21 protein-coding genes are annotated in these 20,546 nt (G+C 27.8%); 2 read left to right on the top strand and 19 right to left on the bottom strand.

Translation table 11 applies throughout. The features are described 5' to 3' along the window. Positions 1-11: 11 nt before the first annotated feature. From H8923_RS11125 to H8923_RS11060, 14 genes are all read right to left on the bottom strand, one after another. Positions 12-2,321 carry a glycoside hydrolase family 65 protein gene (locus H8923_RS11125; RefSeq protein WP_153924965.1) on the bottom strand — a complete coding sequence of 770 codons (2,310 nt, stop codon included), beginning with the start codon at positions 2,319-2,321 and terminating at the stop codon, positions 12-14. A gap of 39 nt (positions 2,322-2,360) precedes the next feature. Beyond that, positions 2,361-3,041 (bottom strand): beta-phosphoglucomutase, encoded by a 681-nt coding sequence (gene pgmB / locus H8923_RS11120; RefSeq protein ID WP_153924962.1) that lies wholly within the window; start codon positions 3,039-3,041, stop codon positions 2,361-2,363. A 50-nt stretch (positions 3,042-3,091) separates the two neighbouring features. Beyond that, complete coding sequence (locus H8923_RS11115) at positions 3,092-4,102, bottom strand: LacI family DNA-binding transcriptional regulator (protein ID WP_153924959.1); 1,011 nt, start codon at positions 4,100-4,102, stop codon at positions 3,092-3,094. 38 nt (positions 4,103-4,140) lie between these two features. Continuing rightward, positions 4,141-4,959, bottom strand: coding sequence for a carbohydrate ABC transporter permease (locus H8923_RS11110; RefSeq protein ID WP_153924956.1), 819 nt, complete (start codon positions 4,957-4,959; stop codon positions 4,141-4,143). Continuing rightward, entirely contained in the window at positions 4,959-5,894 is a 936-nt protein-coding gene (locus tag H8923_RS11105) for a carbohydrate ABC transporter permease (protein WP_153924951.1), read from the bottom strand. Before H8923_RS11105 ends, H8923_RS11110 begins: the two co-directional genes overlap by 1 nt. Before the next feature lie 146 nt (positions 5,895-6,040). Further along, positions 6,041-7,354 (bottom strand): ABC transporter substrate-binding protein, encoded by a 1,314-nt coding sequence (locus H8923_RS11100; RefSeq protein WP_153924949.1) that lies wholly within the window; start codon positions 7,352-7,354, stop codon positions 6,041-6,043. A 230-nt stretch (positions 7,355-7,584) separates the two neighbouring features. Further along, positions 7,585-8,442: a protein-ADP-ribose hydrolase gene (locus H8923_RS11095; protein ID WP_153924945.1), complete on the bottom strand. Its 858-nt coding sequence runs from the start codon at positions 8,440-8,442 to the stop codon at positions 7,585-7,587. A gap of 228 nt (positions 8,443-8,670) precedes the next feature. Then, the gene (locus H8923_RS11090) at positions 8,671-8,892 is read right to left on the bottom strand and encodes a NifU family protein (RefSeq protein WP_153924941.1); all 222 of its coding nucleotides are present in this window, start codon (positions 8,890-8,892) and stop codon (positions 8,671-8,673) included. A 326-nt stretch (positions 8,893-9,218) separates the two neighbouring features. Continuing rightward, on the bottom strand, positions 9,219-10,232 hold the full coding sequence (gene aroF / locus H8923_RS11085; protein ID WP_187127917.1) for a 3-deoxy-7-phosphoheptulonate synthase: 1,014 nt from the start codon (positions 10,230-10,232) through the stop codon (positions 9,219-9,221). 26 nt (positions 10,233-10,258) lie between these two features. Then, a complete protein-coding gene (pheA, locus tag H8923_RS11080; protein ID WP_153924938.1) occupies positions 10,259-11,389 on the bottom strand; it encodes a prephenate dehydratase in 1,131 nt (376 codons plus the stop codon). A 95-nt stretch (positions 11,390-11,484) separates the two neighbouring features. Beyond that, positions 11,485-11,637: a hypothetical protein gene (locus H8923_RS11075; protein WP_187127916.1), complete on the bottom strand. Its 153-nt coding sequence runs from the start codon at positions 11,635-11,637 to the stop codon at positions 11,485-11,487. Between the two features lie 487 nt (positions 11,638-12,124). Beyond that, entirely contained in the window at positions 12,125-12,325 is a 201-nt protein-coding gene (locus H8923_RS11070; RefSeq protein ID WP_153924935.1) for a hypothetical protein, read from the bottom strand. Between the two features lie 107 nt (positions 12,326-12,432). Continuing rightward, the gene (locus tag H8923_RS11065) at positions 12,433-13,107 is read right to left on the bottom strand and encodes a CPBP family glutamic-type intramembrane protease (RefSeq protein ID WP_153924932.1); all 675 of its coding nucleotides are present in this window, start codon (positions 13,105-13,107) and stop codon (positions 12,433-12,435) included. A gap of 397 nt (positions 13,108-13,504) precedes the next feature. Beyond that, complete coding sequence (locus H8923_RS11060; RefSeq protein ID WP_153924929.1) at positions 13,505-13,816, bottom strand: helix-turn-helix domain-containing protein; 312 nt, start codon at positions 13,814-13,816, stop codon at positions 13,505-13,507. A 295-nt stretch (positions 13,817-14,111) separates the two neighbouring features. Here H8923_RS11060 and ytaF point away from each other — a divergent pair, with 295 nt between their 5' ends. Further along, entirely contained in the window at positions 14,112-14,729 is a 618-nt protein-coding gene (gene ytaF, locus H8923_RS11055) for a sporulation membrane protein YtaF (RefSeq protein WP_153924926.1), read from the top strand. 33 nt (positions 14,730-14,762) lie between these two features. Here ytaF and H8923_RS11050 read toward each other — a convergent pair whose 3' ends face one another. Beyond that, positions 14,763-15,389 carry a YitT family protein gene (locus tag H8923_RS11050; protein WP_153924923.1) on the bottom strand — a complete coding sequence of 209 codons (627 nt, stop codon included), beginning with the start codon at positions 15,387-15,389 and terminating at the stop codon, positions 14,763-14,765. Between the two features lie 408 nt (positions 15,390-15,797). On the opposite strand from H8923_RS11050, the gene H8923_RS11045 reads away from it, so the two are divergent. After that, the gene (locus H8923_RS11045; RefSeq protein ID WP_153924920.1) at positions 15,798-16,901 is read left to right on the top strand and encodes a DEAD/DEAH box helicase; all 1,104 of its coding nucleotides are present in this window, start codon (positions 15,798-15,800) and stop codon (positions 16,899-16,901) included. Positions 16,902-16,993: 92 nt separating this feature from the next. Here H8923_RS11045 and H8923_RS11040 read toward each other — a convergent pair whose 3' ends face one another. The 4 genes from H8923_RS11040 to rbsC form a co-directional block, all read right to left on the bottom strand. Then, on the bottom strand, positions 16,994-17,296 hold the full coding sequence (locus H8923_RS11040) for a PTS sugar transporter subunit IIBC (RefSeq protein WP_153924917.1): 303 nt from the start codon (positions 17,294-17,296) through the stop codon (positions 16,994-16,996). Between the two features lie 110 nt (positions 17,297-17,406). Then, the gene (locus tag H8923_RS11035; RefSeq protein WP_153924914.1) at positions 17,407-18,465 is read right to left on the bottom strand and encodes a CapA family protein; all 1,059 of its coding nucleotides are present in this window, start codon (positions 18,463-18,465) and stop codon (positions 17,407-17,409) included. Positions 18,466-18,653: 188 nt separating this feature from the next. After that, positions 18,654-19,553, bottom strand: a complete 900-nt coding sequence (rbsB, locus tag H8923_RS11030; protein ID WP_153924911.1) for a ribose ABC transporter substrate-binding protein RbsB — start codon at positions 19,551-19,553, stop codon at positions 18,654-18,656. A gap of 15 nt (positions 19,554-19,568) precedes the next feature. Beyond that, positions 19,569-20,546, bottom strand: coding sequence for a ribose ABC transporter permease (gene rbsC / locus H8923_RS11025; protein ID WP_153924908.1), 978 nt, complete (start codon positions 20,544-20,546; stop codon positions 19,569-19,571).

The following is a 20,546-nucleotide window of genomic DNA, read 5'->3' as shown; positions in this document are numbered from 1 at the left end:
ATAGTGAATTTCTACATACTTAAAGCTAAATTTTCTTCTCTCTTTATAGTTAGCTTATCTTCAAATTTATAACTTTCTCCATATACAGATAGTTCTACTTGTCCTTTACTCATATTCTCTATAAATACATTTTCTTTCTCAACTATTACTTTTAAAGTATGTTCTCTATAATTTATGTTAAATGAATAAGAATTCCATTGTTGTGGTAACTTAGGATTAAACGATAAGGTTTCATTCCAAGTTCTCATTCCTGCAAATCCTTGAACTATGGCTAACCATGCCCCAGACATAGATGTTATATGAAGACCATCTTCTGTATCATTATTATAGTTATCTAGATCTAATCTTGCAGTTCTTGAATATAATTCATATGATTTTTCTAAATTTCCAATTTCAGATCCAATTATTGAGTATATACATGAAGATAATGATGATTCATGCACTGTATATTTTTCATAAAAATCAAAGTTTCTTCTTTTTTCTTCTATAGAGAATTTATCTCCAAAATAATATATACCTTGAAGTACGTCTGCTTGTTTAATAAAACAAGATCTAAGTATTCTATCCCAAGACCAATTTTGATTTAATGGCAAGTTCTCCTTAGGTAAGTCCTTTACCTCTATAAGTTCTTTATCTAAAAAATTATCCTGCTGTACTATTATATCCAATTCATTATCATATGGAAGATACATATTCTCAGCTATAGTAATCCATTTATTTAGTTCTTCTTCTTTTATATTATTTCTAGCTACCGCTTTTTGGCACTGTTCTTGTAATTTATTTATATTTTCAACTGCATACTCTAAACACCATTTTGCTATATAATTAGTGTACCAATTGTTATTTACATTATTATCGTATTCATTTGGCCCTGTAACGCCATGTATCATATATTGACCTTGATACTTTGCATAATGTACTCTACTAGCCCAAAATCTTGCAACTTCAACTATTACATCTATTCCCTTTTCCTCTATATAAGAGTAATCTCCTGTATAGTTAGTGTAGTTGTAGATTGCATATATCATACTACCATTACGATGTATTTCTTCAAATGTTATTTCCCATTCATTATGGCATTCTTCACCATTGAAAGTTACCATTGGATATAAAGCCCCTTCTAATCCAAGCTTTTTAGCATTTTCTTTAGCTGCCTCTAATTGATTATACCTATATTCTAATAAATTTCTTGATACATGCTTATCTGCTACACCCAAGTATAATGGTAAGCAATAAGCTTCTGTATCCCAATAAGTTGCTCCACCATATTTTTCTCCAGTAAATCCTTTAGGTCCTATATTTAACCTGTAATCATCGCCATAATAAGTCGAGAATAATTGGAATAAATTATATCTTATACCTTGTTGTGCTGCTATATCACCGTCTATCTTTACATCTGAAGTTTCCCATCTTTTGTTCCATTCTTCTGAGTGCTCTTTTAGTAAGTTTTCATATCCTTTTACTATTTCTTCATTTAAGATATTTTCACTCGTACTTAAAAGTTCGTCTTGAATATAATCTCTAGTTGAAGTTATGGCAATAAATTTTGTTAATGACACAGTCTCATCTTTATTTATATCTACAACTATAGTATTTTCGCTATAAAAATCTTTGTTCATATATTCAGAAACTTTAGCTTTTTTACTAACTTTATTTATCATATTTGCACATATTGTGAACACTTCTGTTCCAAATACATTATCCTTAGTTCTTGAAATTACATTTCCCTTATATTCTTTAGACCCTGAACTAATATTCATCCAAAATTTTTCATCATAATTTGAGTCTTCATTTGTAACATCCGCATCTAAATAAGGTACAAAAGTTATTTCACCATCAAAGTTTAATGATTTTACATCATACTTTATGACTGCTAATTCCTTTCTTTTTATACTTAAAAATCTTTGAACTTTTACTTCTATCTTTGAACCATCCACATTAGCAATAAAAGTACGAGTTAAAACACCATTTTCCATATTTAATTCTCTATAAAAATTCTCAACTTCACATTTACCTAAATCAAGGTATTTTCCATTGACTAATACATTTATTCCTATATAGTTTACGCTATTTGGAACTTTTCCGAAATATTCAGGATATCCATTCTTCCACCAACCAACTCTAGTTTTATCTGGAAACCATACACCTGCTATATAAGAACCTCTATGACTATCTTTTGAGTACATTTCTTCATAGTTACCTCTCATTCCCATATACCCATTTCCTAAACTCATTATTGATTCAGCTAATCGATTTTCTTCAAATTCAATTTTGTCCTGTATTATTTTCCATCCATCTATTTTGTTAAATATACGTTTCATAATTGTCCCCCATAAAATTCTAACCTACTATTAAAATATTTATAATGAATACTCTTTTTCAGATTTATTATATTTAGATATAATTAAATTAAAGTCTAGTTCTTCTGTAGATTTTACTACGAACTTAGCTTTGCATAATGTATCTCTATCTCCAATTCCTATAGAATACATCCTTGCAGAATTAATTGCATCTACTCCAGCACTTGCATCTTCAAATCCTATGCAATATTTTGGATTTACATTAAGACCTTTTGCTGCCATAAGAAAAATATCTGGAGCTGGTTTGCTATTTTTACATTCTGATGCATCTGCTATAAAATCAAAATACCCTATAACTCCCAAACTATTTAAAACTGGAATTGCATTTTTACTTGCTGATGCCAATCCTATTTTAATTTTATTATTCTTTGCTTCTTCTAATAAATCTATTATTCCAGGTAATATATCCTTAGGAGTTATTCTTTTTATTAATTCTTTATAGTGTTCATTTTTTTCAGTAGCTAATTGTATCCTTTCTTCTTGTGTAAACTGATTTTCTTTATCACCAAACTTCAACATTCTTTCTAGAGATTCTATTCTACTTATCCCCTTTAAACTCTCATTAAATTCTTCATCTATTTCTATGCCTATTTTTTCACCCAGTTTTTTCCATGCGAGATAGTGATAATATGCTGTATCAGTTATAACACCATCTAAGTCAAATATAAATGCTTCTATCATATCTATAATAAAATCCTTCCCCTTTTTAAATTGAATAGATTACAATCATACTATCTTATTTGAATAAAAGTATCTCTTTCTACTAATTTAGTATCTACGATATAATTCTTTCTCTTACTACCTTTTCCTTCTAGCTTACTAATCAACAACTTAGCCGCATAGTGTCCAAGTCTTCCTGCCATTATGTCAATTGAGGATATAGATGGTTTCTGGTACTGAGCAATCTGTGAATTATTGAACCCAATCAATGCTATATCCTTCATATTGTTATCTTTAACATACTCTTGAACACCTAAAGCTAATAGATCATCTGTGGTTACTATAGCTGTTAACCCTTCTTCTTTGAATAATTTCTTAGCTGCATCATAACCATTTTTTGCATTAAACTCATTTTGTTGCACAATTAAATTATCATGATAATCAAGTTTTGAGTCTATCAAAGCATCTTTGTATCCCTTTAATCTATCTTGTGACATATTCCATTCTTCAATAGCTCCTACAAATCCTATTTTTTTATGACCATTTTCTATAAGAAGATTAACTAAATCATACATAGCTTTAACGTTATCATTATCTACCCATAATATAGATTCTGTATCCTCGGGTCTACCTATAACTACAAAAGGAAACCTTTTATCTTGCAAGTAATTGATAATCTCATCATTTTGTCTACTTCTCATAAGAATAACTCCATCAATTAAGTTATTATTAGTAATTTCTTTCACATGATTTAACTCACCTTCATCATCTTCACTAAATGCATACGTTATATAATACCCTTTAGTCTGAGCGTATAGACTCATTCCTTGCATTGATGTAATAAAGAATGGATTTGTGAATAAATCTTTAGCCTCATTTGGCAAAACTATACCTAATATTTTTGTTCTTTGCCTAGCTAAACTTCTTGCCATTGCATTAGGTTCATAACCGAGTTTATCAATTGCTTCTTTAACTCTTTTTCTTGTCGTTTCACTTATTCTAGGATTATTTGATAACACCCTAGATACTGTAGATGTAGCTACATCTGCCTCTTTAGCTACATCTTTTATAGTAACCTTCATATACTTCACTCCTATAGAAATCTTTTATATTGTTAAACTTACTTTATACTTCCTGATACAACACTTTTTATTATGTGTTTTTGTGCAAAGAAGTAGAATACTAAAACTGGTATTATAGTAAGTACTAATCCTGCTAACGCTAAATCCCATTGCTTTGTATATTGACCAAAGAAGAAATACATTGCAAGCGGAATTGTTCTTGTCTCTGGCGTATTTATTATTAATGATGGTAATAAGAAGTCATTCCAAATCCAAACTGTATTAAGTATAGCTACAGTTATAGTAGTAGGCTTAAGTAATGGGAATATTATGTATCTAAATGTTTGCCATTTACTACAACCATCTATTATAGCTGCCTCATCTAGCTCCTTTGGTATTCCTTTTATAAATCCATGATATAAGAATATGGCTGATGCACATCCGAAACCTATATACATGAATATTATTCCTGGTACATTAAGTAAGTTTAATTTTCCTGCTATGCTTATTAAAGGTAGCATTATAGATTGAAATGTTACTATCATAGAGGAAATAAATAAAAACAATATTCCATTTGCCAGTTTTGAATTTGTTCTTTGAATCATCCACGCCGCCATAGCAGAGAAAATTATTATAAGCAATACACTAATTACAGTTATAAAAAGTGAATTCCCCAAAACTTTTATAAAATCTAATTGCTCCCAAGCTCTTATATAATTACTAAAACTTGCGCTACTTGGAAGAGCTAATGTACTTTCAAATAACTCGCCCTTTGTTTTAAAAGAATTAACTATTATTATATAAAAAGGTGATAAACATATTAATCCTAATATTAATCCTAATATATTTAAACTCCATTTTTTTAATTTATTATCCATTATGCTTCCACCTCACCTTTCTTAGTTAAATAAACTTGTGTTAATGCTATTATCGCTACTAATACAAAGAATATTACTGCCTTTGCTTGAGCTAAGCTCATCTTATTATATGAAAATGCTGTTTGGTATATATTTAAAGCTAACATTTGAGTTGCATTTCCTGGTCCACCGTTAGTTAGAGCTAGATTTTGATCGAATAACTTAAATGAATTTGATAGAGTTAGGAATAAACTTACTGTAAATGCAGGTCTAACCATAGGAAAAGTTATTAATCTTATTCTTTGAAGAGGACTTGCCCCATCTATTCTTGCCGCTTCATTTAATTCAGGAGGTACATTTTGTAATCCGGCTACATATATTACCATTACATAACCTGCCATTTGCCAAGCTGTTAATATAACTAATCCCCAAAAACCTGTTTTTTCATTTGATAACCATCCCATCATCCAGGTTTGATTTAACGCTTGACCTAAGCCATTAAATACATTTACAAATATAAATTGCCATATAAATCCTAATATCAATCCACCTATTAAGTTTGGCATAAAGAATATAGTTCTAAGTGGGTTACTTATTTTAGACTCTCTAGTAACTAATAACGCTAAAGTAAATCCTAAAAAGTTTATTACCACTATCGATGCTAATGTAAATTTAACTGTAAACCCGAAAGATTGTTTAAATCCTTCATCAGCAAATACTTTTATATAATTCTCCAGTCCTATAAATTGAGCTGAGTTTCCTATACCATTCCAATCTGTGAATGAATAATATATACCTAATAGTAATGGTATCAAAACTACAACTACAAATGCTACTAGACTCGGACCTACAAACGCCCAAAAAGTAAGACTATCTTTTAGTTTTTTATTTTTTCTTGTCTTATTTTCATCTCCTCTGTTCTTACTCTTTTGTTGACCTTTATGCACACTTTCCATAAATTTAGATCCCCCTTTTATTTTTATTAATCTCTAAGTTAAACATTAATTATTTGAATATAATAAATATTTAACTTAAAAATTACATACATTTATTAAAATATAGGAAAGTACATCGTACTTTCCTATATTTTTAGAATTATTAATTACTTTCTCTCATCTTCCCAAGTATCTTGTGCATGTTTTACTAATTCTTCCCAAGACATACTTCCATCTAAATATTTTTGAATATCAGCTCCAACTACATTTTCTCCCCATCCACTTGGGTATCCCATGAACACCCATGGCATAGTTTTTCCATCGTTAGAATATTGTAAAACTGCTGCAGATAATGGATCTTTCGGTTGCAAACTTTCATCTTCATAACCTTTGAATGCAGGAATAAAATTAAAGTCATTTATTACCATCTCTTTTCCTTCATCAGAAGTGTATAACCAGTTTAAGAAATCTTTAGCTGCTGCCTTTTCTTCATCTGACTTGTCTTTGTTTATAGACCAATACATTGGTATTCCTACTGGTATAGAATCTTCATTAACCCCTTCTAAAGGCATTGGTAATATCCCTAAATTATTACCTATTTCTTCGTTTACTCCACTTATAGCTTGATAAGTCCAGTTACCCATTTGTATCATTGCAACTTTACCTGTAGCAAATTTTTGTTCAGTTTGCATAGCATAATCAACGCTATTTAAAGATGCTTTAGTTCCATCTGGCATATAAGAATACTCTGCTTGTAAATCAAGTATTTTCTTTAATTGATCACTATATTTAAACTCTAATTTTTTAGCTTCATAAGCCTCTTTACCACTTGCAAACTCATTCCCTAATGCAACATTTAATAAATGTAATCCTGTTACCCATTTTTCTTTTGCAGGTAATGACATTACTGCTTCTATTCCTAATTCACTCTTTTTAGAATCTAATATTTTAATTGCCTCTTCTAATTTAGCTAAAGTAGTTATTTCCTCTGGTTTTATACCAGCTTTTTCAAATATTTGCTTATTATATATAAATCCATATCCTTCTTGAGCAAAAGGCATACCAAATATTCCTTCATCAGTTGTAACTGAACCTAAAGTTCCTTCAAATGCTTGATTTACCCAAGGTTGATCAGATAAATCTTCTAATTTAGAAGCCCAGTCTTCAACATCTTGAGGACCACCTACATTGAATATAGTTGGTTCTTGACCAGATTGGAATTTAGTTCTTAATCCCGCACCATAGTCATTTCCTCCGCCAATAGTTTCTATGTTTATCTTTACCCCCCCGTGGCTCTCTTCATATTTCTTTGCAGCTGCTTGAAGCGCTTCTTGAGTTTCAACTTTAAATTGGAATATGTCAACCGTAACATCTCCAGAAGCACTACCTCCACTTGAATCTTTGCTTGAACTACAACCAACAAGACTTCCACAAATTAAAGCTGTTACTGTCATTAAACTTAATGCTTTTTTGAATCTCATAATATGTATTCCCCCTATTTTATTAAAGTTTATGCAATCGATTGCACATCTTTAATAAAATAGTAGCACAAGCTTTTTTCTAGTGCAACCGTTTTCATTTTTATTTTTGTATTTTTAGTATAAATTTCTACTATTCAAAATTATATTAAAAACATTGCTTAATAAAAAAAGAGCATCCTAAGTTTAGACTATACTTAGGCTACTCTTTTGTTGTATTTTTATATTATATCTTACTTCAATAAAATTTGTTTATATATTTCCTCATCACTATCTTTATAAACATTAAAAACTACCTTTAATTCTTTTTCGGAATTATCCTGCATCCATTTTTTTACAGTTTTAACTGCTATTTTAGCAGCTTCCTCCTTTGGATAACCAAATACACCTGTTGATATACAACAGAAAACTATGCTTTTTATATCATCTATATCCTTTACTATATTTAGACAGGAATTATAACAAGATGATAATTGTTTTTCTTGTTCCTTAGTTGGACCTACTGAAGATACAATTGGACCTACTGTATGGATAACATATTTGGATGGTAAACAATAACCTCTAGTTATTTTTGCACAACCAGTATATTCTAAATGATTTTGTTTTTCTATTATAATATTGCAATCTTGTCTTAATCTAGGTCCTGCTGCAGAGTGAACTGAATTATCTATACACATATGATGTGGTTGCATACACCCTAATAATCTGCTATTAGCTGCATTAACAATTGCATCTGATTTTATAGTGGTTATATCTCCATTAAATATAGATATATTTTTCTCTACTTCTGGTATATCATATACATTTATAGTATTTTTTTCTTTACTTTCTGTTATTAATAATTTTTCTAGTAATTCAAGATTTACAGGATCGATTTCATTTGGAGGATATGCATTTAGAATTCCACGAAGCATATTTCTTCGTGCATCATAAGTATCTGGTAAATTTTTAGTATTCCAAATCCCTTCCTTAGAAAAATAGTCAATTAATACTCTAACTGCTCTGTATTTTTCTGACTTTGACATAGGTTTTACATCTTTATTAAATACTTCAAATAAGTCTATATCATTAGCATAATCTACCCAATTCATAAACATCCTCCCATATCCATTTGAATTTTTTAATTTAATTCTATAGCACTATATCTAACTCATTGTTTTAATAATTCCTCAAGCCTTTATTTCTATATAAAAAGTCATGAAAATAAAGCTACTTAGTATCACTTAAATTCTCATGACTTTTTAACATCATCTATTAAATATATATTTTTTTTATTTAATAATATAATAAAAAAATTATTTATTAAATAATTTTAGTAATTATATTCCTATTACTTGAGTTACTCCAGGAACTTCCTTGACCAATAAGTTTTCAATAACAGCTTTTATAGTCATTGTCGCACCTGGACAACCTTGACACGCTCCCTTTAATTTTACTAATACTACACCATCTTGATTTACATCCACTAACTCAACATCTCCGCCATCCCTTTGAAGAATCGGTCTTACTTTCTCAAGCATTTCAGATACTTTCTCTCTCATGATATCCCCCCAAAAACTTTAATTGATATATTCATAAAATTTTACTTTATATTTTAATTCTATATTGCTTATCGTTTTCCCTTTTTAAATTTACTTTATAATTTTTGTCTTCTATTAGATGATTGTCGAAATAATTCAATTATAAAATTATCTATTGTAATTAATAAAGTTTTTATATTCTCAATAAAAATTTCACACCATAACTCATCATTAACATTTGAACTCCTTATTAGCCTATAACTATCCCATATAATTCATCATATTCTGCTTCTTTAAGAGCCATTTAAAAAGAGGCTCCAATCACACCTAATCTTACTATAGTTATTTTATATTACTTTACCTTCTATTTCTGCCAATACTCTTATTTTTTCCATTAAAAATTTAAATTTATTTGGTTTTATTGATTGCTGACCATCACATAATGCTTTTTGTGGATTATTGTGTACCTCTATAATAAGTCCATCACATCCAGAAAGTATTGCTGCCTTGGACATAGGCTCTACCAATCTCCAGTCTCCTGAAGCATGACTTGGGTCAACTATCACAGGTAAATGAGATAATCTTTTTACTATTGGTATAGCACTTAAATCTAATGTGTTTCTTGTATATGTTTCAAATGTTCTAATTCCCCTTTCGCATAAAATCACACTTTCATTACCTTCTGCCATTATATATTCAGCACTCATTAACCATTCTTCTATAGTCGCTGATAATCCTCTCTTTAACAATATTGGTTTATTAGTTCTTCCCACTTGTTTTAATAGATCAAAGTTTTGCATATTTCTTGCCCCAATTTGTATCACATCTACATCTTCAACAAATTTATCTATATAATCAGTTGACATAAGCTCAGTTACAATAGGTAAACCAGTTTCTTGTTTTGCTAACTTCAATAGATTTAATCCTTCCATTTCCATGCCTTGGAAACTATAAGGTGATGTTCTAGGTTTAAAAGCCCCACCTCTTAGAAAATTTGCTCCTGATTCTTTTACACTTTTTGCAATCTCAACTACTTGTTCTTCAGATTCAACTGAACATGGACCTGCTATTATCCCTAAATTAGATCCACCAATCTTACTTCCTAATACATCAATAACAGTATCTTCTGCTTTAAATAATCTATTTGCTTTTTTAAATGGTTCTTGTACCTTTAATACCTTTTCAACATATCTAAATGACAAAATTTCATCATCATCTATAATAGTAGTATCACCCACCACACCTACTATACATTTTGAATTCCCCTCTGTTATACTAGTTTTTACACCTTTACTTTCTATATGATTAACTAATTCGCTTACTTGATCCTTAGTGTATCCTGTATTCAAAACAATAACCACAATATTTCCTCCCTTTTTATATTTGCTTAGATATTACATTTTTTATAGCTACCTAAAAATTTAAAATATTTACTTTCATTTGCTATATTATCTATAGCTCTTTTTATTTTTTCATCTTCAATACTTCCCTCAAAATCTATATAAAATAGGTATTGCCATGGTGTATGTTTATTTGGTCTAGACTCTATCTTTGTTAGATTTATATTATAATCAGCAAAATACTTTAATAATCTATATAGTTCACCTGACTTATGACCTGTAGAAAGTATTAAACTCGTCTTATCGCAATCACTTCTCGCTTCAAAACTCCTACCTATTATCACAAACTTAGTATAATTATCCTTGATATCATTTATGTTACTATCTATAATATCTAGGTTATAAATTTTAGCTGCTCTTTCTGATGCTATTGCAGCCTTTGTTTTATCATTTAAGTCTGAAACTAATTTTGCAGATATAGCTGTATTTAAATAAGGTATTAACTTTATATTTTCATACCTTTTTAGACTCTCTCTACTTTGCTCAAAACCTTGAGTATGGGAGTAAACTTCTCGTATATCATTTATTGTTGCTCCTTTTACACCTATTAGATGCTGATTTATCTTTATACATTCTTCTCCTACTATATAAAAATCATATATATTCAATAAATCATATACTCTATTTATTCCACCAGTTGATGAATTCTCTATCGGAACAATAGCATAATCAATATCTTCATCTTGTAAAGCTATAAACAGATCTTCAAACCTTTCATAATTTTTAATATTTTTTATACTAGAAAAATGCTTATGCATTGCCTCTTCACTAAAAGATCCAATAACACCTTGATATCCTACTTTTAAATTTTCTTTTTTATGTTTTATTATTTTTTCACTATCATAATTACTATCTATTTCTTTACTCTGAATTAATCTACTTAAATTCATTAAGTTTATATAGTAGCTTCTCAATAATGATTCATATTCTTTATTTTTTAAATAAGATATATTTTTAGCTATAACTAGCTCTTCCCTATCCCTTTGATATATTTTCATCTTATTTTTCTTCTTGTAATCAGATATTTTTTTAGATAAGTTCATCCTACTCTCAAATAGCAATGTCATCTCCTTATCTATATTATCAATTTCAGATCTATAATCTTCTAGTAAATCCATCACATCAATCCTTTCTTATTTTATTCTGAATAAAAAAAGAGCTCAAATGAGCTCTTTTTAGTATTCTAATTAAAAATTAATTTAAATGTGATATATTACATAGATGAAATAGAATATATGAACTCATTAGAAAAATTTTTATATTTATTTTTGCAGAAGAAACATCCAGCGCTAAAATAAAAGCCCCAGAAAAATAAGTTATAAAGTTTATAAATTTTGCCTTCTACGATTTTTCTAATCTCATTCATTTCTATCCCTCCATAATATTAATATATTCTAAATACTCTCTAATATTGATTTAATTATAGTTCTTATTTTTCCTATGTCAATATTAACGACTTATTTATATGTATTAATATTTTTTTACTTCTATATACAGAATTCTCTTTATGAAAACATTTGCAAAATTAACTTTTTATTTTTATAATAAAATTAAGTAGTTTTATTCAATTATTGTAAATTAAATAAAGGGGTTGGATTAATTTTGAAAATAAAGTTAAAAATATCTAATTACTTGCTAATCTATATTTTATTCTTAACATTATACATATTTACTTTCAAAGGTAATATAAACTACATAAACTTAAAAATATGTTTAACTTCATCAATATTCCCAGCTTTAGTTGGAGGCTCTGTAATTAATTTATTTTTTAAAAGACATATTAACTATAAATAGTTTAATACAAAATAAAAAGTTACCAATTATATATAATATAATTAGTAACTTTTTGTATGCTATATTTCATTAAGTTCTTCAATTAAAGCTTCTATCATGCTCTCATTATCTCTTCTTTCAACCAAGTCAAATATAAGTTCTTGTAAATATAAGTCTATATTTTTATGATCACGAAAATCTTCGATTTCATAATGTGTAGTTACCTGAGGATTTAAATGTACATGTATGTTATCCTTATTTATTTCTTTATCTATAAACATAATATTTCTTTCTCCTTATTTAGGTTAATCTCTATAATAATTAATTATAAATTCTAATTATATTTTTGTAAATATCTAATATTTTTATATTTTCAGAATCTTTTTAGTTAATAAAATAATATACTAAATAGTGCATGTAATAGCATACATATATATGTATCCTTTAATCTAATTTTTACAACACCTAATATACTCCCTAATACAAAAGCTTTTATCATACTTGAAGTAACTATATCAATCGTATATCCTGACTTATTTGTAATACTTATATATTGGCTAATTATATCTATGTAACCAATCTGATAAAATGTATATAGCATTGTTATCGATATAAAAACTACCATAACATTTTTTATATGGTTACTTAGATAATTCCATAAGTATTCTCTAAACAATAATTCTTCAAAAATAGGTATAATAATTATAAGTAAAATTAACCTTCCAAAGTTGTAAATATTATATGTATCTTCAAAATATTGAGTTATCATAAAAGTTAATATAACAATAATACCCAATAATATACGAATTTGCTTATTCTTATTATTAAACATATTCACAATTTTTAAGTTAGTTGGATTAAATATTTCATTATTTTTTAATATTAATATCAATAAAATACTTAATAATGCAAAAGATATAGCTGTCGTAATTATTAAATTTAGTAAATTAAAATTAAGTTGTTTTAATAAAATATATTTAGTAATTATCCTAGCTAACTGCACTACAAATAAAATAAGAATTACATCTATTATGTATTCTTTATAATTTGCTCTAGATTTCAATTTTTATCACCTACGTTTATCCTGCTTTTTATTCATATTCACAGTATAACTGAGTATTATTATTTTGTAAAATATAAAAAGAGGAAAATTCATAAGATGTATTTAATTTATTAATGTACTACATTCATGAAAGGAGAATTTATGAAAAATAAATTTATTTATAAATTTTCACTATACTTTTTTACTATAATATCAATTTTATGTTTAGGATTCTTTAATTTTTATATGTCTAGCTATTATAATAATATATCCATAGGGATTTCATATATATTACATCCTTCTACATTATTTTTAATAATTCTCATTATTGTATTTATACAATTAATAATTGCATCTAAATTAAGGAAAAATAAATAAAGACACCTTAAAATAAATATCTTAAGGTGTCTTTATTTATTTAATCATAAAATCCATTTAGTACTCTACATATTGTTGCCTTACTCCAATTTGTTTTTTTCGCTATCTCCCTATAACTCAAGCCGTCATCTCTTAATTTTTTTATATTACTTATATCAAGATCTCTTATTTGCTTTTCTTTTGGTTTTAATCCACTTTTATTTGATTTTAATAACTCAATTTCGCTTTTTAGTCTATCTATCTCTAATTGTTTTTTTTGCAGTTTTTTTTCATAGTTATTTCTCATTTCATTAAATTCTTTTATGTAATTAATTTTCCAATCCTCTTCAGATTTCAATTTAAATATCCCCATATTTTAACCTCCTTGCAGAATAATTTATCAATATAAGGAATAATTTCTTTATTTAATATCAAATCCCTTGTAATTATCTAATATAAAAAACGTAAAATTAATCTATATTTCAACACTATCTTATAGTACTTAACATTTTTTAATTTTTTCATATAATAAAGTCTAAAAATTTTATTTGCAGTATTTATATTGTATAGATCTTGTAAGATACTTTATTTAAAAATCACACTTTTAAGAAAAATATATATTATGGATTATAAAGACTTTATTTATATAATCATAAGGGGGATATTTTATGAACTATATGACAGCACTTTTACTTTCTGTTTCAGCTAATTTAGATACTCTTGCGGTATGCATCTCTTATGGTTTGAAGAAAGTAAAACTAAGTTTTATAGGAGCATTGTTGATTAGTTTAATAACATCTCTTGGCACTTTTTTATCTATGTATTTAGGTAAAATTATTACTAACTTCATCTCACCTAAAATCGTAACTATAATCGGTGGAATTTTGCTAATAATCCTAGGTCTTAAAATAGTAATTGATTTTTTAAAAAAATATAGAAAATCAATTACTAAAGATTTATTAAGACATAAAAAGGTAAGCTATGGCGAAATTTTGGATAATCCTATAAAAGCGGACGCAGATAATTCTGGAGATATTGATATTAAAGAATGTATAACTTTATCAATAGCTCTTACCTTAAATAATTTAAGTGTGGGAATGGCTGCTAGTATTGCAGGTATTAGCATTCTATTAAATACTTTATTTACTTTTCTACTAACATGGCTAAATATTGGGTTAGGTTTCTATGTAGGCAACAAATATGCATCTAAATTAGTGGGGGAATACTCTGATTTGATTAGTGGAGTACTAATCATTATTTTAGGTATCTACCAAATTTTTATGTAGCATTCTGTAATAATGATAAAAAGCGAACCTCATCTAAAGTTCGCTTTTTATCATTATATTAGATTTACTTGTTTTAACATGATTATATATATAATCTATTACATTCCCGCTAATAGCTACTGCCACTAGTGAGTAAAGTATCTTATCAATAGACATATATGATAATGATAATAGTAAAATCACACAATCACCTAGCATATATACTCTACCAATATTTAAAGATGTAGTCTTAGAAATCACTAATGCTAAAGCATCATCTCCACCAGCTGCACATCCAGTTGTAACTATAAGCCCTACACCTACACCTACACTTATTCCTGCCAGTATTGTAGATATAAGCATACTATTTATACTAGGTAGTATAGGACCTATATTTTCAAATATATCATATAAAACAGAAAAACTAAGTGATGCAAATATAGAATACATAAAGAATTTTTTACCAAAGTATTTGTATCCTATTAATAAAAGTGATAAATCTATTATTATATTCGCCACCTCTGGCTGAATGTTGTATAAGTTCTTTAGCAGTAGTAAAAGTCCTAACACTCCACCTTCTGTTATGTTGTTTAAATAATAAAAGTTATAGACTCCAAATGCAAGTATTGCTGAGCCCATTACTATACGTAGAATTCTTTCTACTTCTTGCCGCCTGGCCATTTTATCCATTTCCTTTCTTTCTTAATTTACTATAATTATATAGGATAAAAAAGCCTTTGTATACACCACTTTTCCAAACTTAAAATTATACAAAATTTTGTCATTTTTTTCAAGTGTTTTTTATCGTTTTTCTAATCTATTTTTTATTTTTTTATGAACCTTAGATATTTCAATGATTATAGCTAGGTATATTTCTATTAAAGTTTAGATTAGCTACCTTTAAGGTTTAGTAGGATTAAGTTTCTGTTTATATTAATTTTTTATTTGTTTACTAATACTATCCTAACTTTTATATTAGATTATGATATTTTATTAATAATAATAGTAATAATATAAATAGTATTAATTATGCCAATATGATATTATAAATTAGTTAATATAAAATAATTCAACATGTGAGGTCGTAATATGAATTTTAGAGAATTAGGAATTAAAGAAGATACTTTAAATATATTAAATAAAAATGGTATAACTACACCAACTCCAATCCAAGAAGAGAGTATAATACCAATAAAAAATGGTAAAGACATTATAGCACAAGCTCAAACAGGTACAGGAAAAACATTAGCTTTCTTACTACCTATATTTGAGAATATATCAAGAGATATAAATAGTACTCAAGTTCTTATTTTATCTCCTACAAGAGAACTTGCTATACAAATTACAGAAGAAGCTGAAAAGTTAAATGAAACAAAGAATATAAATATGCTTGCAGCTTATGGTGGTAAGGACATTGGTTCTCAAATTAATAAATTAAAGAAAAATATTCATCTAATCATAGCAACTCCTGGAAGGCTTCTTGACCATCTAGATAGAGGAACTATTGATCTTAGTAAAATAAAAACTTTTGTTTTAGATGAGGCTGATCAAATGTTACTTATGGGATTCAAAAATGAAGTTGAGGCTATATTATCTAAAACATCAAAGAAACGTCAAACTTTATGCTTCTCTGCTACTATGAGTTCTCAGGTAAAGAAATTAGCATATAGATATATGACTGATCCTATGGAAATTTCAATAAAAAAAACAGAGATTACTCTTGATTCAATAAAACAGGAAGTTGTCGAAACTACAGATAGATGGAAACAAGATGCTTTATTTAAAGTTCTAAATGAAGATAATCCATTTATGGCAATAATCTTCTGCAGAACTAAAAGAAGAGTTGATGCTCTTGAAGAAGCTATGGCTAAAAATGGCTATAACTGTGCTAAACTTCATAGTGATATCCAACAATCAAAGCGTGAAAGAATCATGAAATCTTTTAGAAATGCCGATATTCAATATCTAATAGCTACTGATGTTGCTTCTAGAGGACTTGATATAAGTGGGGTTGATAATATATATAACTATGACATCCCAGAAACTGCAGCTGATTATGTTCATCGTATAGGTAGAACTGGTAGAGCTGGTAAGGGCGGATATACTTGTATGTTTATTGATCCTAAAAATATTAAAACTTTAAACGAAATAGAAGAAACTATAAAATTTGAAATTCCTAGAAGAGAAATATAATTAATAATACATTAAAATAGAGGTAAATACCTATTTTGGTATCTACCTCTATTAATCTAATATATTCTTTTTTAATAACTATAAATAAAAAATTAGTTTAAATCTGTAGCTATTTCATTTATAACATTCATTGGATTTTCTATTACGAATTTTGGCTCTACTTCGTAATATTCACAGTCTATAAATCTTTCTATTTCCTCTATATCTTCTACACTTTTATCTGTTACGAATAAAATTGCATTTGAGTTTTTTATGTTTTCATTTGATAGTTTATTTTTTATTTTATTTTGTTCTTGCACTTCGCAGTTTATCTCATATCCTAGTTGTTTACCTGCTTCTGTAAGTGCTTTTGCACTTTCTTCATTATTGCACACTGCTGATATTTTTAAATTCATAGTTGTTACCTCTTTCTCTAGTGTATATTGTAATATCATTATAACCTATACTTTACTAAATTAATTATTAAAATTTTATCTACTTTATTATTTCTATATTAATTAAAGCTCTATTTATTTAATTCATAGCTAATTTTATTTATTTTATCCATCACTCTACTATACTCTTCTCCTTCTAATACTGTTGGCTGGTAATTGTTTCGTTTTTTTGTAGATGATATAGAACACGGAATAATATTTGGTTCATCTATAGTTTTTAGTTCTCCATCTTCAAAATTGTATGTTTGTTGATATATCATACTATCTTTATCTAATGGGTTTCTATTTCCTCCAAAACAAAAATTACTTAAACTATAAGCTATGTACTTATCTTCCCCTTTTGAATTTCTATACTTTTCTATACCTTGCAATACATGAGGATGGCTACCTACAACTAAATCAGAACCATTCTCCAAAACAAAATGAGCTATATTTTTTTGAACTTCATTAGGATAATAATCATTTTCTGTACCCCAGTGAAAGTAGGTTATTACCATGTTTGCTCCACTTTCTTTAATGTTATTTATATCTTCTTTGATTTCATTTAAATATGATTGGCTATAATTTGAATCCCATCCATTATAAGCTAAAAATCCAATTTTTATTCCTTTTACATCAATTAAACTTGTTTCTCCTAGACCAGAATAAAATATCCCAGCATCATCTAATATATCTTTTGTGTCATTTAAACCTTTTTCATAATAATCTTGAGAGTGGTTATTAGCTATACTTACTGCCTCGATACTTCCCTCTTTTAATATATTAACGTATGATGGATGACCCTTAAATGCAAACTTCTTCTCTGTATTTCCATTATTAGAATCAGTTAATGTACCTTCTAAGTTAACTATACTTAAATCATCGTCTTTAAATATCTCTTTAACATTATCAAAGAAGTATCCATAATTATTACTTTGTTTTTCAAACTCATGATCAAATGTTCCTTCTCCTATAGATCCAATGTAATTTCCCATTGTAACATCACCTGCAAAACTTAAAGTTATACTTTGCTTTATAGGCTCTTTTTCTATATCTAAATAATCATCTTCTTGTATCTTTATCTTTGAGCAGCCAGAAAAAGATATAGATACTAAAATAATTATTATCGACCATGCTTTTTTATATAACACTATGCATCAACCTCACAATTAATAATTTCTTTTATTATTTCTCCTATATTAATATTTATAAGTTGATAATTTTATAATAATTCTATAAATCTATGTAATAAATTAAATATCCAATTATAAAAATAAAAAAGCACAGATAAGTTCATTGAATTTTTTATCCAAGTTACATATCTGTGCTTCTTATTAATTTAGTTTCTAGTTATTAATTTTAATTCTACTGGTATAAAGTCATCTACTTTATCACCTTTTAATATTTTATCAATTGCATTTACAGCTGCTTCACCTATTAATAATGGCTGTTGTGCTACTGTAGCTGCCATAGTTCCATTTTTAACTGCCTCTACTGCATCATCGGTTGCATCAAATCCAACTATAAGAACGTCTTTCATTCCCATATCTTCTAGTGCTTTTTGAGCTCCCAATGCCATTTCGTCATTTTGAGCAAATACTGCATCTATATCTTTTTTAGATTGAAGTATATTTTCCATTACAGTAAGACCTTGTGTTCTATCAAAATCAGCGATTTGCTTAGCTATTATATTCATGTTACTTTCTGCTATCTTATCATCAAATCCTTGACCTCTATCTCTAGCAGCTGAAGAGCCTGCTGTTCCTTCAAGTTCAACTATGTTCCCTTTTCCACCTAATTGATCTATTAGATACTGCGCTGCCATAGATCCACCAACTGCATTATCAGATGCAATATGTGTTACTACCTCTCCGCCATTAGCAGCTCTATCTACAGTTACTACTGGTAACTCATAATTATTAGCTATCATTACTGATGCTACTGCTGAATCTGAATCAACTGGATTTAAAAGAACTATATCTACATCTTTTACTGTTAAGTCCTCCATATTAGATACTTCTTTAGCCGGGTCATTTTGAGAATCTAAAACAACAACCTCATATCCTAGTTCTTTTGCTCTTTCTTCTATTCCACTTTTTAAGTCAACGAAAAATGGATTGTTTAACGTTGATACTACAAATCCTATTTTTTTAACGCTATTGTCACTTTTTTGTTGGCATCCAACTAAAGTCATAGCACTCATTATTATTATTAATATTATCGAAAGAAATTTTTTCATTTTATATTTCCTTTCTTAGTTGCTTTTTCTGTCTAAAAGTACTGCTAATAATATAACTGCACCTTTTACCATTGTTTGATAGTAAGATGATACATCTAATATGTTAAGTGCATTACTTAGTACACCTATTATTAATGCCCCTATTATCGTTCCTGTTATCTTACCTTTACCACCATTTAAACTTGTACCTCCAAGAACTACTGCTGCTATAGCATCTAATTCATATCCTGAACCTGCAGTTGGTTGTGCTGAGTATAATCTTGAAGTTATTATTATACCTGCTATTGATGCAAGTATTCCGCTTATTGTGTATACCCATATTTTTATTTTATCTGTATTTAGTCCTGATAACTTAGTTGCTTCTTCATTTGAACCTAATGCATAAGTATATCTACCCATTTTAGTATTATGAAGTATATAGTAACATACCATAAATACTAATATCATTATCATAGCTGGTGTTGGTATTCCAAGTATTGTTCCTCCACCTATTTTCCCAAATGACATTGCTAATTCATTACTTCCTAAAGTTATAGGGTTTCCATTTGTATAAACTAATGTTAAACCTTTTAATACAGTCATAGTCGCAAGAGTTGCTATAAATGGTTGTAACTTACCTTTTGATATTATAAAACCGTTTAAGAATCCAACTACTGCTCCTACTACTAATGCTGCAAGTACTGCTATTACTACATTTTGTCCTGAAACTAAAAGACTAGCACATACTGCACCACTTATACCTAGTATCGAACCTACTGATAAATCTATCCCTCCAGTTAATATAACAAAAGTCATACCTGCTGCTATTACTGCATTTACTGAAGTTTGTCTAAGTATATTCATTATATTCTTAGGACTTAAGAACGATGGATTTAGTATTGATACCACAGCTATTAATAATACTAATCCTAATAAACTTTTATATTTAACTAATAATTCTTTTATATTTACATTTTTAGATGTTGAGCTTTGTGCTCTTGATGATATATCCAA

Origin of the sequence: Romboutsia faecis, assembly GCF_014323405.1 — a bacterium.
Classification (GTDB): Bacteria; Bacillota; Clostridia; order Peptostreptococcales; family Peptostreptococcaceae; genus Romboutsia_E; species Romboutsia_E faecis.
The sequence above is the reverse complement of the archived record's forward strand: the minus strand, read 5'-3'. Positions and strand labels throughout refer to the sequence as shown.